Raw genomic sequence first — 12,736 nt, forward strand, 5'->3', positions numbered from 1 at the left:
CGCATCATCGGGCGGGCAGCGGTGACCGGGCGTGCCGCGAACGGGAGCGTTCCGGCAGGCCGGCAGCGGATTCGCACCAGTATACCGGTGTGACTCTCCGCACCCCGTAATATTCGGCGGGCGCCACCTCATAAGGGACTCTCCCACAACCGGGCTCCTGAGCGCCGCACCGCCCGCTTTCGACGCCTTCCGCACCGGTAGGGCAGTATTGCAGGGGTGAGAATCATGATGGCGGCACTGGTCGCGGCGGTAGCTCTGATCGCTGTGGTCGGCGCGTCTTATGCGTCACTGGCGGTGACCGCCGGCGTCATCGTCGTCCTGATTCTTGTGGCCGCGATCGGTTGGCCCTCCGTATTGGGAGTGCCGGCGCGCAAGAGCCAGTCCGCGGCCATAGCCATCAGCGCGCTCGCCGCCTGTGCCGCCGCTTACCTGTCTCCCTCCGGGACGGCGCTGACCTGGTTGCCGGTCGCAGTGGCGCTGGGTGTGGGAGCGGTCTTCCTCATTCAGCTCGTCCGCGGAACCGGCCAGAGTCTCCGGCTCGAATCAACACTCGGCGCCAGCTCCGGCGTGCTCATCATCGCCCTCGGTGCCGGCTGGATCGCAGCCGAAAACCTCAGCATCAACTCCGGGGCCTCCGCCGTCACTCTCGCCACCGGGACCAGCGTGCTGGCGGCCGTCGCTGCTGCGGTTCTTCCCTGGCCGAACCGGGTGGTCGGCCCACTGGGCGTACTCCTGGCCGCGCTCGCCGGCCCGCTGGTTGCACTGGCTTTTCCCGAGGTGGAGCCGGGCCCCGCCGTGATCATCGGTGCGGTGTGCGGAGCCGTCGTGATGGCAGGCCGCCGCCTGGTCATGAGCCGGGAGGAGCCCCTTGATACGGCCGCGCTCCTCTCCGTGGGGACTGCGCCGATCCTGGCCATCGGGTCGCTTGCGTACTTCCTTCAGCGGCTCCTGCTGAGCTGAGACTCGCCCTTCCAAGGTTGTTCATAGTGGCGAAAGCGGTGGAAGCCCGGCGTTAGGATGGAGCCATGTCAATTCTTGCGCTGGAAATCTTCTTCATCTCGCTGCTGGTCATTGCTGGGCTGGGTATGGCCGGTTTCGCTGCACTCGTCATCGCACGCCTGTACAAGGGCCAGAAGTAACCTCCGCTGATCCATGTCCTTTGAGATCCCCACAGACCTGACACCCGAGCTCGTTCCGCTGTCCTGGCTGCTGGGCACCTGGGAGGGCTCCGGCCGGCTGGGTGAGGGTAACGCCGACTCGGAGCATTTCTACCAGCGTGCCGTCTTCACACAGCATGGGCTGCCTTTCGTGCAGTACACGGCTGAGAGCTGGCTGACGGATGAGGAGGGGAACACCCTCCGCCCGTTGTCCGTGGAAACCGGCTTCTGGGCGCTTGACCGTAAACTGAACGACGCCGACGTCGGCCCCGGTCTATCACCGGCGGACATCGTGCCCGCGCTGAAGAGCGCGGACGATGTTGAGCAGTTCCGCAACGAAGCGGGCGGGTTCGACATCACTGCCACCATCGTTCATCCCGGCGGCATTGCGGAGCTGTACTACGGCAACATCAAGGGACCGCAGATCCAGCTCAGCACCGACCTCGTCATGCGCGGGCAGCACTCGAAGGATTACTCGGCCGCCACGCGCCTCTTCGGGTTGGTCAACGGGGACCTGTACTGGCGCTGGGACATTGCTGCGGACGGCAACTCGCTGGAACCGCACGCGTCCGCCATTCTCAAGAAGACTTCCTGAACCAGTCCGCCGGTACCGGCATCGCCGCTGATGCCGCGTCGGGCGGAATACCCTTCACCACCAGGGGCGTTGCACACGGTATGACCTTCTCAAGTCCGCTTCTTTCCCTGCCCGGCGCCGTGGCTGCCGGTGCGCCCGACGCAGGAGTGGCGGCACACTACGGTGACCCGCTGCGCGAACAGCGCTCCCTGGCACGCGGAGACGCCGTCGTCGACCTGTCCCACCGCGGCGTGGTCACCGTCTCCGGCCCGGACCGGCTGAGCTGGCTCAACACGCTTTCCTCCCAGCTTCTGCTGAACCTTGCGCCCGGTGAGTCCACCGAGACGCTTCTCCTCACAGTTCAGGGGCGTATTGAGTACAGCCCCAAGGTGGTCGACGACGGCGCCACCACCTGGCTGCTGACGGAGAGCTGGGAAGCCGGTCCGCTCGCGCAATGGCTCGAGCGCATGAAGTTCATGCTTCGCGTGGAGGTTGCCGACGTCACCGGCGAATGGGCCACGATCGGTTCCGTGAAGCCCGTTGAGAGCCTGGGCAGTCACCTCACCTGGGTCGATGCCTGGCCGCACGTCCGCACGGGCGGCTACTCCTACAGCGTTGTGCCTGAAGGTTCCCACCCTGGTGCTGAACGGCCCTGGTACGAGTACCTTGTTCCCCGTGCAGACCTCCCCGCCACGCTGCACGGTCTTCGGCTGGCCGGAATGATGGCGGCCGAGGCCCTCCGCATCGCGGCCTGGCGGCCGCGTCTCGGCATCGAGACCGACGAGCGCACCATCCCGCATGAGCTTGACCTCCTGCGTACTGCAGTCCATTTGGCGAAGGGCTGCTACAAGGGGCAAGAGACCGTCGCACGGGTGCATAACCTCGGGCACCCGCCGCGGCGCCTCGTCTTCCTGCAGCTGGACGGCAGCCAGCACACCCTGCCGGCGCGGGGGAGCGCCGTCGTCGTCGGTGGACGGACTGTCGGCACGTTGACCTCCGTCGGCCAGCACTACGAGATGGGGGCGGTGGGACTGGCCGTCATCAAGCGCAGCGTCGATCCCGATGCAGCGTTGGAGGTAGTGGACGGTGAAGAGCGCTACGCGGCCGCTCAGGAACTGATCGTTGCGACGGATGCCGGGCAGGTCGTTGGCCGGCCAACCGGGCTGCTGAAGGGTGGAAGAGCATGACGGAACAGGACACGCCGGACCCCTCAGCCGACGCGGCGATCGCGCTGGCCCACCGGCTCATGGACGCGGCACGCGAAGGCGATGTTGCTACCCTCCGCCGTTACCTCGATGCAGGTGTCCCTGCCACGCTGACCAACACAGCCGGGGACAGCCTCCTGATGCTTGCTGCCTACAACGGGCACGCGGCGGTGGTGAGCGATCTTCTCGCCCGCGGCGCGGACGCAAACGCGGCCAATGACCGCGGCCAGACCCCGCTGGCCGGAGCGGTCTTCAAGGGCTACACCGATGTGGTGGCCACGCTGCTGCGTGCAGGTGCAGATCCCGATGCCGGGACGCCCTCCGCGCGGGCTGCCGCCGGCATGTTCGGCCGATCAGACATGCTGGAGCTCTTCAACTAGCCCTGCGCCCTGGCTCGCCCTCCAACACCACGGAGGTTTGGGTCCCCGCACGGACAAACCCAGACCGTACCGCTGTTCGCTGCGACCCCACGTTGTCCGTTCTGGCCCGCCACTGTGGAATGAGGCCGGCCGCCATTGCTTCCTCGACGGCGACTGCCACTGCGTAGGTGGCCCGTCCCCGCCGTCGTTGGTCAGGAGGTGTGAGAGCTCCGACGTGCGCGAGGATGCCCTCCCAGATGTCGTAACCGGCGCCGGCGAGGGGCAGCGGCGGGTCGGAGGACTCGTCCACCAGCACGCAGCTGTGTTCCATGCTGCTCAGTCCCACTTCGGCGACGTCGTCCGGGGGGCAGAGGCGCTCAAGCGCGAGGGCATCGTCGGGGTCGCTGCTCACCGGCGGCCCCTCGTCCGGGAACGACGGCAGGGTGTCGCAAAAGAGCAGCGATGCTTCGCCCAGGCCCCGGCCGCCGTGGGTCCGGCTCATGGACAGCAGCGTCGAGTGCCTGGCCAGTTCGACGCCGGACAGATCCTTCGCCGCATCCAATGCCCAGGCGGGTCCCACCAGCGCTTCCCTCCCGAAGAGCGAAACGAAGGTCAGGAGGGGCGCAGCATTGTCCTCGCGATAGATACGCGCGCCGCTCCCGGCGAGGGCCTCATCATCGAGCCCGAGCCGCCTCGACCAGGCAAGCTGGATGATGGCGATGGTGCCGGGTTCGAGATTCATCTCGAGAGTCATACAGCCACGTTACGACGTGCTTACCCGAAGAGCACGGCCGCCTCGTCGTAGCGGTGCTGCGGGACGCGCTTCAGATTGCCCAGCGCGGCTTCGAATCCCACGTGCGCAATTTCCGTGCCGTGAAGGGAGACCATCGTGCCCCAGAGCCCGTCGATGACCGAGTCCACGGCAGCCATGCCGAGCCGGGTAGCCAGCACCCGGTCGAAAGCGGAAGGGACACCTCCGCGCTGGATGTGACCGAGGATCGTCGAGCGGGTCTCGATGCCGGTGCGTGCTTCAATCTCAGGAGCCAGCTGGTCGGCGATGCCCCCGAGCCGGGGCCGGCCGAAGGTATCCAGGCCGCGTTCCGAGTGCGCCTGCTCCAGATGCGAGGGCACAAAGCCTTCCGCAACGACTACCAGAGGAGCGCGGCCACGGTCGCGGGCATCGGTGACCCACTCGCAGATCTGGTCCATGGAGGTCTGCTGTTCGGGGATGAGGATGGCGTGGGCGCCGGATGCCATACCCGCGTGGAGTGCGATCCATCCGACGTGACGGCCCATCACTTCAGCGATCATGCAGCGCGAGTGCGATTCACCGGTGGTGCGCAGGCGGTCGATCGCTTCGGTGGCGATCTGTACTGCCGTGTCGAACCCGAAGGTGTAGTCGGTCGCATCAAGATCGTTGTCCACGGTCTTGGGGACGCCCACGATCTTCAGTCCGGCGTCGGTCAGGCGCTTCGCGGCGGCAAGTGTGCCCTCACCGCCGATGGCAATCATCGCGTCGATGCCGAGACGGTCGAGGTTGGCCTTGATGGCGTCCGGACCGCCCTTGCCCTCGAACGGGTTGGTGCGGGACGTGCCGAGGATGGTGCCGCCCTGCTTTGAGATGCCGCGTACCGCGTGGCGGGGAAGATCGATGATGTCCCCGTCGACCACGCCGCGCCAGCCGTCCCTGAATCCCACGAACTCGAGGTGGTCGGTCTTGATCCCCTTGAGGACAGCTCCGCGGATCACTGCGTTGAGCCCGGGGCAGTCGCCACCGCTGGTGAGGATTCCGATCTTCATGTAAGGCGTTTTCCAATCAATCGTGGACGGGTGACTTGGTGAGGCGCCTCCTTGAGCCAGATATGATTCTAGACACACTTAACCGCCGCGGGAGTTTATGAAGCCTCCCGCGGCGGTGCGTGAATGCTGCGATCAACGGTTGGAGATGAGCCTCTCCAGGGCGATTGTTCCGTCCGTCTTGGGAAGGAGCAGCCAGAGCGCCACGTACACCGGCGGACCGATGACGGGAAGCAGGAAGCTGAGCAGGATACCGATCCTCACCAGCCCTACCGACCAGCCGAACTTCAGGGCAATGCCGGAAGCGATGCCTCCGAGCCACCCACCGGGAGCGCGCTTGATGGGCGAGGAGCGGAGGGCGTTGAAGAAGGAGTTCATGTGTCCATGCTTTCGTATCGGGATGGCGATGTCACGGGAAGCGGGGCCGGCCGGCTCGCTCATCGGTTGCGCCGGTTCATTGACAGGACGCCGCCGATGATCAGCGCCAGGCCGGTTCCGACGAGGAGCACCATCACCACGAGCACGGGGTCAAATACCAGGCCGATGAGCTCACCGGCGAGGACGAGGGTGCCGATGATGATGGCCAGTGCTCCCCAGATGATGGTGCCGGCGCGGGGCCGTGTGTCGTCGTCGTGCTGGTGTGAATAGAGGGTGCTCATGGTTCCTGTCCGCTTTCGGTGTCGACAAGTGCGTCTTCTGTGGTGGCTATGGTGACGTGGCTGACCACGCCGCGAACGTCGAGGATGATGCGGGGGCCGTCCGCGTCATCGTTCAGGCGGAGGGTGCCCGGCTGCCAGATGCCGCCGACGCTCGTGGTTTCCTCGGAGGACACGACCTCGGTTGAGCTCAGCGCGGTGCGTGAGCGAACCTCCACGGGGACATTGTCGGGAACGAGGATTCCCACGTTTCCTGCCGCCGCGCTCACGGGAATGACGACGTCCTCGGTGATGGTCCCGAGTTGGGTGAGATCCACCCTGCCCTGACCGGCGACGACGGTGTATCCCTCAGACTGCGGACTCGCGGCGGTCATGGACCATCTGCCATGGTCCGCGAGGACCCAATTGCCCGTCGCCGGGGCGGATGACGAGATGATGGTCGCCACTATTCCCACGGCGGCCAGGAATCCCAGCGCCCCGGACGTACGTCCGCGGATACCCAGCAGGACAATGCCGATACCAAGCACGACGACGGCGGTCGCGAGTGCGACAGGGATGACACTGCCTCCAAGGTCAAGGACCCCCACGTAATCCAGGACGAGGACGAGTGCTGCGAAGAGGAGCGCCCCGCCAAGGAAAATTGCGACGTCGGCGCCCGTTGGGCGCGGTGCGACAGGCTTTGAGGGAACCTGCGCTACAGGTCTTGTCGGGGTGGTGAAGGGCTGGGTGGGAGGAGTGGTCCACGAATATGTATCAGTGGGTGCGGTAGCCGGCGGGTACTCGTCAGTTGACAAGGTCCCCGGACCTGAACCCTGCGGATAGAAGTCGGTGGGTGACGTGCTCGATGCGGATGCGCTCGTGGAGAAGGCGTTCGGCGCGCTGGTGCCGGTGACGCCGTTTTTCTTGTTCCTGTTTGAGTTGGAAATCCAGTAGACGATGAAGACCGCCACGCCGATCCAGAACAGGCTCCAGAGGAAGCCCCCGAACCCGCCGGAGTTTCCGAAGAACGGTGCGTCCGGACGCCAAAGGCCGAGGAGCGACACGATCAGGGCACCGGTCATGCCGGAGGTCCAGCTGCCGCGGCCGGCGGACTCGAGATGGATACGGCCGTCCGGTTCAGGCAGCAGCGCCCAAGCCAAGCCGTAAGCCAGCAGGCCGATCCCGCCGAAGACCGCAAGCACCACGAAGATGCCGCGTACGAGGATGACGTCCAGGCCGGTCCGGGCGGCGATACCTGTTGCCACGCCGCCGATCCAGCGATCCTGGCCGCGGACGATCCTCAGGCTCCTCACCCAGCCGAAGAAGCCGCTGCCGGCTCCGGCATGAGGAGGAACGCCGGGTCCGGCCGGATTGCCCTGGGCGTCAGGGCCACCGGGAGGAATGCCATGGGCGCCGCCGCCGGCTGCGGATTCGGCGGGGGATTGTGGGACGTCGTCCGCGTCCCTGGGTGAGGAAGGGTCTTGTTGCGAGTTCATATCTTCATCTTTGTCTTCGGCCGTTCGCCCAACCATCGGGGCTGACCCTGAACCTCCCCTGACCCCCGCCGGGATTCCCCTGAGAACGGGTAGCACCGGGCCCTGAGCGTGCTTGGATTGATTCATGAGACCCCCGCTGCTTCGCTCCAGCGACGCCCTGATCGCCGGCGTCTGCGCAGGTCTGGCGGCACACCTCGGAATGTCACTGCGGGCCGCCCGAATCGGGATGGTGGTGCTCTCCCTGTTGGGAGGTGCCGGCGTCGTTCTGTACGGCTGGCTGTGGCTGTTGGTGCCCACCGCGGAGGAACGACGCCGGGGTGTTGCCACACCTGCCGGCCTGCGGCTGGGTGCGCCTGCCCTTGCCGCACCCGAGACGCGTCCGGCACGGTCACTGCGTACTCCGGGCGGGCACGAGGTACTGATCGGCGTGGGGCTACTGGTCGTTGCTGCCGCTCTGGTCGCCCAGCAACTGGGAGTCAACGTCCAGTGGGGATGGCTGCTTCCGGTCGGGGTGGTGGCGCTCGGGGCGGTCCTTGCGTGGTCCCAGCTCGACGAGGCACGACGCGCGCGGCTCATGGACCACGCGGGTGCTACCCGGGCTGAAGGGCTTGCCCGTCTCGCGGCCGGTCTGGTCCTGGTGATGGTCGGCGTACTCATCCTCGTGTCCGGCTCACTGTCCTGGGAATTCACGTGGCCGGCGCTGCTGGCAGCGGCGGCTGTGCTTGGCGGTGTCGCCCTGGTGCTGGCGCCCTGGGGACTGAAGTTCTGGAAGGACCTCGAAGCCGAACGGGCAGCGCGTGTCCGTGAGACCCAGCGCGCCGAGATTGCCGCTCATCTCCACGACTCCGTGTTGCAGACGCTGGCGCTGATCCAGAACCGTGCAGCTTCTGAGCAGGACGTCATCCGTCTTGCGCGCGCCCAGGAGCGGGAGCTGAGGCGATGGCTCTATGTTGATGCCGCTGAGCGCACCGGCAACCTGGCCGACCGGATCAAGGCGGTCGCAGCGGAGGTGGAAGAGGCCTATGGGCATCCGGTCGACGTCGTATCCGTCGGGGACACGCCGATCACCCCGCGGCAGGATGCACTGGTGCAGGCAACGCGCGAGGCCGTTGTCAACGCGGCCAAGCACGCAGGCGGCGCGATCTCCGTCTATCTTGAAGCGGGGACCGCTGTATCACAGGTGTTCGTACGCGATCGCGGATCCGGTTTCGATCTCGACACCGTGCCGGAGGATCGGCTCGGAATTCGGGAATCGGTGATCAACCGGATGCAGCGCCATGGCGGCACTGCCCGGATCCGCAGCTCGGACTCCGGAACGGAAGTTCACCTCACCATGCCCGAAGAGGAAGCAGGAACCAACCATGACTGAGCCGATCACCGTCGTCGTGGTGGATGACCACGCCATTTTCCGGTCCGGAGTGAAGGCAGACCTCGACGGGCGCGTGCAGGTGGTCGGCGAAGCAGCCACCGTGGAGGAAGCGATCGCGGTCATCCGGAAGCACCAGCCGCAGGTCGTCCTCCTCGACGTACACTTGCCCGGCGGACGGGGCGGCGGCGGTGCTGAGGTGATCGCCGGCTGCGCCGATGTGCGCCAGTCCACGCGGTTCCTGGCACTCAGTGTCTCGGACTCGGCTGAAGACGTGGTCACGGTCATCCGTGCCGGTGCCCGCGGTTACGTCACCAAGACCATCTCGGGGGCAGATATCTCAGACGCCGTACTGCGGGTGGCTTCAGGGGACGCGGTGTTCTCGCCGCGGCTTGCGGGGTTCGTTCTTGACGCGTTCGGCACAGCAGCCGTTGCGGCCGCGGACAGCGAACTCGACCGGCTGTCCGCGCGGGAGCTGGAGGTCATGCGGCTGATCGCACGGGGCTACAGCTACAAGGAGGTGGCCAAGGAACTGTTCATCTCGATCAAGACCGTGGAAACCCATGTCTCGGCGGTCCTGCGCAAGCTGCAGCTCTCCTCACGGCACGAGCTCACGCGCTGGGCAGCCGAGCGTCGTCTGCTCTGACCGGGTTGCGGTGGGTGCGCTACCCGACGGCCGCCGCGGGCCCTGCCTGCTCCGCGATACCCAACCACTCCGGGGCGTCGCGGCGGCCGCCGTGTAACGCGCGTCCAGTGGTCGCCGTGTCAGCGGACTTTGCCCAGGAACTCCCGGAGCCGGCCGACGCCCTCCGACAGGTCCTCGTCGCCGAGCGCGTAGGAGAGGCGAATGAAGCCGCTTGGACCGAAGGCCTCACCAGGCACCACGGCCACCTCAACCTTGTCGAGGATCAGGGCAGCCAGTTCCGCCGACGTGAGCGGACGCGCGCCGGCAAGCTCACGGCCGAGCAGTTCGCGAACATCCGCGTACGCATAAAAGGCACCGTGCGGTGTGGGGCACTGGACACCGTCAATCCCGTTCAGTCCGGAAACCATCGCACGACGACGGCGGTCGAAGGACTTCTTCATCTCCTCCACCGCGGTCAGCGGGCCGGAAACAGCCGCAAGGGCCGCCATCTGGGAGACATTCGCGACATTCGACGTCGCATGCGACTGAAGGTTGGTGGCCGCCTTGACGACGTCCTTCGGGCCAATCATCCAGCCCACGCGCCAGCCGGTCATCGCGTAGGTCTTGGCGACGCCGTTGAGGATGACCACGCGGTCACCGAGCGAGGGGGCGGCTGTCGCGATGGAGGTGAACGGGACGTCGTCGTACGTGAGGTGTTCGTAGATCTCGTCGGTGACCACCCACAGGTTGTTGCTGGCGGCCCACTCGCCGATCTCCCGGACCTGCTCGGGGGAGTACACAGCGCCGGTCGGGTTGGACGGGGAGACGAACAGCAGGATCTTGGTCCGGGGCGTGCGGGCCGCCTCGAGCTGCTCGACGGTTGCCAGGTAGGACTGTTCCGGGCCTGCGAAGACCTCGACGGGCACGCCCCCGGCCAACCGGATAGCTTCCGGGTAGGTGGTCCAGTACGGGGTGGGAACGAGGACCTCGTCGCCCGGATCAAGCAGCGTGGCGAAGGATTGGTAGACCGCCTGCTTGCCGCCGTTGGTCACCAGAACCTGGGCGGGGTCAACCTGATAACCGGAATCTCGCAGCGTCTTCTCGGCGATGGCCTGCTTCAGCTCGGGCAACCCTCCGGCGGGGGAGTAGCGGTGGAAGCGGGGCTGCCGTGCGGCGTTGATTGCTGCCTCAACGATGTACTCGGGCGTGGGGAAGTCAGGTTCGCCGGCACCGAAACCGATGACGGGGCGCCCGGCAGCCTTGAGTGCCTTGGCCTTCGCATCAACGGCCAGCGTCGCGGATTCCGCAATAGCGCCAATTCGCTGGGACACGCGTCCGTTCGATTGCTGGGACAGGGCGTCGGCGGCAGTCATGGTCTTCCCGTCAGTCGTGGTTGATTGGGGTGAAAAAGCATCAGGCGCAGGCCTCATCCCAGCTTAGGGCTTATCGCCCCGGGCAAGACGGTCATGACGCGCTGGATGGCGTTCCCTGACCGTGTCTCGAAGGGTGCGTACGGCCCGGTTCGACGTTGCGTCTCTGATTGCGTAGACTAGTTCCTCGGTGTTGAAGTCGCCATGATGGTTCGTGCCTGCACTGCGGTAGCCGCAGGGTATCGAAGCGTGGCGAAAATTCACTCCAAAGGGTAGTGGCGCAATTGGTAGCGCAGCGGTCTCCAAAACCGCAGGTTGCAGGTTCGAGTCCTGTCTGCCCTGCGCATCACCGTCATGGACAGCATGCGGCAGTGCGGCGTTGAACGCTCTATGAGTGATGGGTCAGTGCGGCCAGCTCAGGTACCTACAAGATTGGTGAGGTTGAAGGTGACCGATACGGCTGCGAGCAGCTCCAAGGGAAGCCCCGCCGGCAAGCAGGATCCGAAGCGAGGATTCTTCGGCCGGATCATCCTTTTTGTACGGCAGATCATCGCCGAACTGCGCAAGGTGGTTGTACCCACCCGCAAGGAACTGATCCGATTCACCATCACCGTCTTGGTGTTCGTGGTCATCATGATGCTCATTGTGACCGGGTTGGACTTCCTGTTCGGCACCGGTGCGGTGTGGGTCTTCGGCGGCAACAGCTAGTTTCTGCCCCACAGCGGCAGTATCGAGCAAGCACAGCAATCCAGAAAGCAGGCAGCTAGGTGTCCGAGCAAGAACTCGAACGACAGATCACCCCCGACGAGGAAGATCTGGGTACCGAGGATCAGGTAACTGCAGCAGAGGCGGAAGACGCTTCTGCTGATGCCGCTGTGCCCGCGGACAGCGAGGACTTCTCCTTCGACGAGGTTTCAGCTGACGAGCCGGCTGAAGATTCCGCTGAAGAGGGATCTGTCAGCGATACCGAAGAGGTCCAGGAGCCCGAGGTTGACCCGGTGGCCGAGTTCAAGGCCAAGCTGCGTCGCCAGGAGGGCGACTGGTACGTCATCCACTCCTACGCCGGCTACGAGAACCGCGTGAAGGCGAACCTCGAGACCCGCATCCAGACTCTGGACATGGAAGATTTCATCTTCGAGATCCAGGTGCCCATGGAAGAAGTTGTGGAAATCAAAAACACGACGCGGAAGATCGTCAACCGCGTCCGTATCCCCGGCTATGTCCTGGTGCGCATGGACCTCACTGATGAGTCCTGGGGCGCCGTTCGCCACACGCCTGGCGTCACCGGCTTCGTCGGAAACGCACATGATCCGGTGCCGTTGAGCCTCAATGAGGTGTTCTCCATGCTGGAGCACACCATCGTGAAGACCGGCACGGAGGCTGGAAAGCCGGCCCGTACCCAGACCACGCCAACCCTGGTGAACTTCGAGGTCGGCGAGTCGGTAACGGTCAACGAGGGACCGTTCGAGACCCTCCCGGCGACCATTTCGGAGATCAAGCCGGAATCGCAGCAGTTGGTGGTCCTCGTTTCGATCTTCGAGCGCGAGACACCGGTTACCCTCTCCTTCAACCAGGTAACCAAAATCCAGTAGATTTCGTCCTCGCCGGGTTGCTTTGAGCCGGCACGGACGGCCGACCGCCACGCCATGGCGGTCACTATCCCCGGGACGCTCCTGTCCCGAGGAACGAAATGTAAGAAAAGGACCCTTTCATGGCCCCCAAGAAGAAGGTCACCGGCCTCATCAAGCTGCAGATCCAGGCAGGCGCCGCCAACCCGGCTCCTCCTATCGGTCCCGCGCTTGGTCAGCACGGTGTCAACATCATGGAGTTCTGCAAGGCATACAACGCCGCAACAGAATCCCAGCGCGGAAACGTTATCCCCGTTGAAATCACGGTGTACGAGGACCGCTCGTTCACCTTCGTCACCAAGACCCCTCCGGCTGCCGAACTGATCAAGAAGGCTGCAGGCGTTCAGAAGGGTTCGGCGACGCCGCACACCGTCAAGGTTGCCAAGCTGACCCAGGCACAGGTTGAGGAAATCGCCACCATGAAGATGGAAGATCTCAACGCAAATGATGTCCAGGCAGCAGCCAAGATCATTGCCGGCACTGCCCGGTCGATGGGCATCACGGTCGACTAACGAGGAGTTTAC

15 protein-coding genes and 1 tRNA gene are annotated in these 12,736 nt (G+C 65.3%); 10 read left to right on the forward strand and 6 right to left on the reverse strand.

Going from position 1 to position 12,736, the window contains the following annotated elements:
* Positions 1-225 precede the first annotated feature (225 nt).
* From AC5RU3_RS01835 to AC5RU3_RS01850, 4 genes are all read left to right on the forward strand, one after another.
* Positions 226-960 carry a hypothetical protein gene (locus AC5RU3_RS01835; RefSeq protein WP_493965140.1) on the forward strand — a complete coding sequence of 245 codons (735 nt, stop codon included), beginning with the start codon at positions 226-228 and terminating at the stop codon, positions 958-960.
* A 192-nt stretch (positions 961-1,152) separates the two neighbouring features.
* Positions 1,153-1,752 carry a nitrobindin family protein gene (locus AC5RU3_RS01840; protein WP_493964733.1) on the forward strand — a complete coding sequence of 200 codons (600 nt, stop codon included), beginning with the start codon at positions 1,153-1,155 and terminating at the stop codon, positions 1,750-1,752.
* Positions 1,753-1,832: 80 nt separating this feature from the next.
* Positions 1,833-2,918, forward strand: coding sequence for a CAF17-like 4Fe-4S cluster assembly/insertion protein YgfZ (ygfZ, locus tag AC5RU3_RS01845; RefSeq protein WP_493964734.1), 1,086 nt, complete (start codon positions 1,833-1,835; stop codon positions 2,916-2,918).
* Entirely contained in the window at positions 2,915-3,316 is a 402-nt protein-coding gene (locus AC5RU3_RS01850; protein WP_493964735.1) for an ankyrin repeat domain-containing protein, read from the forward strand. The genes ygfZ and AC5RU3_RS01850 overlap by 4 nt, the downstream gene beginning before the upstream one ends.
* Here AC5RU3_RS01850 and AC5RU3_RS01855 read toward each other — a convergent pair.
* The 5 genes from AC5RU3_RS01855 to AC5RU3_RS01875 form a co-directional block, all read right to left on the reverse strand.
* Positions 3,309-4,049 carry a GNAT family N-acetyltransferase gene (locus AC5RU3_RS01855; RefSeq protein ID WP_493964736.1) on the reverse strand — a complete coding sequence of 247 codons (741 nt, stop codon included), beginning with the start codon at positions 4,047-4,049 and terminating at the stop codon, positions 3,309-3,311. The genes AC5RU3_RS01850 and AC5RU3_RS01855 overlap by 8 nt on opposite strands.
* Before the next feature lie 20 nt (positions 4,050-4,069).
* Positions 4,070-5,095 carry a 6-phosphofructokinase gene (locus AC5RU3_RS01860; protein ID WP_309071917.1) on the reverse strand — a complete coding sequence of 342 codons (1,026 nt, stop codon included), beginning with the start codon at positions 5,093-5,095 and terminating at the stop codon, positions 4,070-4,072.
* A 132-nt stretch (positions 5,096-5,227) separates the two neighbouring features.
* A complete protein-coding gene (locus AC5RU3_RS01865; protein ID WP_309124188.1) occupies positions 5,228-5,470 on the reverse strand; it encodes a PspC domain-containing protein in 243 nt (80 codons plus the stop codon).
* Positions 5,471-5,529: 59 nt separating this feature from the next.
* A complete protein-coding gene (locus AC5RU3_RS01870) occupies positions 5,530-5,751 on the reverse strand; it encodes a hypothetical protein (RefSeq protein ID WP_309071919.1) in 222 nt (73 codons plus the stop codon).
* Positions 5,748-7,223 (reverse strand): PspC domain-containing protein, encoded by a 1,476-nt coding sequence (locus AC5RU3_RS01875; protein WP_493964737.1) that lies wholly within the window; start codon positions 7,221-7,223, stop codon positions 5,748-5,750. Before AC5RU3_RS01875 ends, AC5RU3_RS01870 begins: the two co-directional genes overlap by 4 nt.
* Positions 7,224-7,347: 124 nt before the next feature.
* Here AC5RU3_RS01875 and AC5RU3_RS01880 point away from each other — a divergent pair, with 124 nt between their 5' ends.
* Together AC5RU3_RS01880 and AC5RU3_RS01885 are read left to right on the forward strand one after the other, a co-directional pair.
* Complete coding sequence (locus tag AC5RU3_RS01880; RefSeq protein ID WP_309071921.1) at positions 7,348-8,592, forward strand: ATP-binding protein; 1,245 nt, start codon at positions 7,348-7,350, stop codon at positions 8,590-8,592.
* Complete coding sequence (locus AC5RU3_RS01885) at positions 8,585-9,235, forward strand: LuxR C-terminal-related transcriptional regulator (RefSeq protein WP_309071922.1); 651 nt, start codon at positions 8,585-8,587, stop codon at positions 9,233-9,235. Before AC5RU3_RS01880 ends, AC5RU3_RS01885 begins: the two co-directional genes overlap by 8 nt.
* Positions 9,236-9,354: 119 nt before the next feature.
* Here the strand turns inward: AC5RU3_RS01885 and AC5RU3_RS01890 are convergent, their stop codons facing one another.
* Positions 9,355-10,587, reverse strand: coding sequence for a pyridoxal phosphate-dependent aminotransferase (locus AC5RU3_RS01890; protein ID WP_493964738.1), 1,233 nt, complete (start codon positions 10,585-10,587; stop codon positions 9,355-9,357).
* A gap of 266 nt (positions 10,588-10,853) precedes the next feature.
* On the opposite strand from AC5RU3_RS01890, the gene AC5RU3_RS01895 reads away from it, so the two are divergent.
* The 4 genes from AC5RU3_RS01895 (at position 10,854) to rplK (ending at position 12,724) form a co-directional block, all read left to right on the forward strand.
* A tRNA-Trp gene (locus tag AC5RU3_RS01895) sits at positions 10,854-10,926 on the forward strand.
* A gap of 48 nt (positions 10,927-10,974) precedes the next feature.
* The gene (gene secE / locus AC5RU3_RS01900) at positions 10,975-11,292 is read left to right on the forward strand and encodes a preprotein translocase subunit SecE (RefSeq protein WP_375164425.1); all 318 of its coding nucleotides are present in this window, start codon (positions 10,975-10,977) and stop codon (positions 11,290-11,292) included.
* A 59-nt stretch (positions 11,293-11,351) separates the two neighbouring features.
* Positions 11,352-12,176, forward strand: a complete 825-nt coding sequence (nusG, locus tag AC5RU3_RS01905; RefSeq protein WP_493964739.1) for a transcription termination/antitermination protein NusG — start codon at positions 11,352-11,354, stop codon at positions 12,174-12,176.
* A gap of 119 nt (positions 12,177-12,295) precedes the next feature.
* Positions 12,296-12,724, forward strand: coding sequence for a 50S ribosomal protein L11 (gene rplK, locus AC5RU3_RS01910; RefSeq protein WP_309071926.1), 429 nt, complete (start codon positions 12,296-12,298; stop codon positions 12,722-12,724).
* Positions 12,725-12,736: the final 12 nt, after the last annotated feature.

The sequence above is a fragment of the Arthrobacter sp. MDB1-55 genome (assembly GCF_059092925.1).

What these genes read in the sequence shown, in the direction of transcription:
- AC5RU3_RS01835 (WP_493965140.1), top strand. Translation starts at nt 226, where the DNA reads ATGATGGCGGCACTGGTCGCGGCGGTAGCTCTGATCGCTGTGGTCGGC.
- AC5RU3_RS01840 (WP_493964733.1), top strand. Translation starts at nt 1,153, where the DNA reads ATGTCCTTTGAGATCCCCACAGACCTGACACCCGAGCTCGTTCCGCTG.
- ygfZ (WP_493964734.1), top strand. Translation starts at nt 1,833, where the DNA reads ATGACCTTCTCAAGTCCGCTTCTTTCCCTGCCCGGCGCCGTGGCTGCC.
- AC5RU3_RS01850 (WP_493964735.1), top strand. Translation starts at nt 2,915, where the DNA reads ATGACGGAACAGGACACGCCGGACCCCTCAGCCGACGCGGCGATCGCG.
- AC5RU3_RS01855 (WP_493964736.1), bottom strand. Translation starts at nt 4,049, where the DNA reads ATGACTCTCGAGATGAATCTCGAACCCGGCACCATCGCCATCATCCAG.
- AC5RU3_RS01860 (WP_309071917.1), bottom strand. Translation starts at nt 5,095, where the DNA reads ATGAAGATCGGAATCCTCACCAGCGGTGGCGACTGCCCCGGGCTCAAC.
- AC5RU3_RS01865 (WP_309124188.1), bottom strand. Translation starts at nt 5,470, where the DNA reads ATGAACTCCTTCTTCAACGCCCTCCGCTCCTCGCCCATCAAGCGCGCT.
- AC5RU3_RS01870 (WP_309071919.1), bottom strand. Translation starts at nt 5,751, where the DNA reads ATGAGCACCCTCTATTCACACCAGCACGACGACGACACACGGCCCCGC.
- AC5RU3_RS01875 (WP_493964737.1), bottom strand. Translation starts at nt 7,223, where the DNA reads ATGAACTCGCAACAAGACCCTTCCTCACCCAGGGACGCGGACGACGTC.
- AC5RU3_RS01880 (WP_309071921.1), top strand. Translation starts at nt 7,348, where the DNA reads ATGAGACCCCCGCTGCTTCGCTCCAGCGACGCCCTGATCGCCGGCGTC.
- AC5RU3_RS01885 (WP_309071922.1), top strand. Translation starts at nt 8,585, where the DNA reads ATGACTGAGCCGATCACCGTCGTCGTGGTGGATGACCACGCCATTTTC.
- AC5RU3_RS01890 (WP_493964738.1), bottom strand. Translation starts at nt 10,587, where the DNA reads ATGACTGCCGCCGACGCCCTGTCCCAGCAATCGAACGGACGCGTGTCC.
- secE (WP_375164425.1), top strand. Translation starts at nt 10,975, where the DNA reads ATGAGTGATGGGTCAGTGCGGCCAGCTCAGGTACCTACAAGATTGGTG.
- rplK (WP_309071926.1), top strand. Translation starts at nt 12,296, where the DNA reads ATGGCCCCCAAGAAGAAGGTCACCGGCCTCATCAAGCTGCAGATCCAG.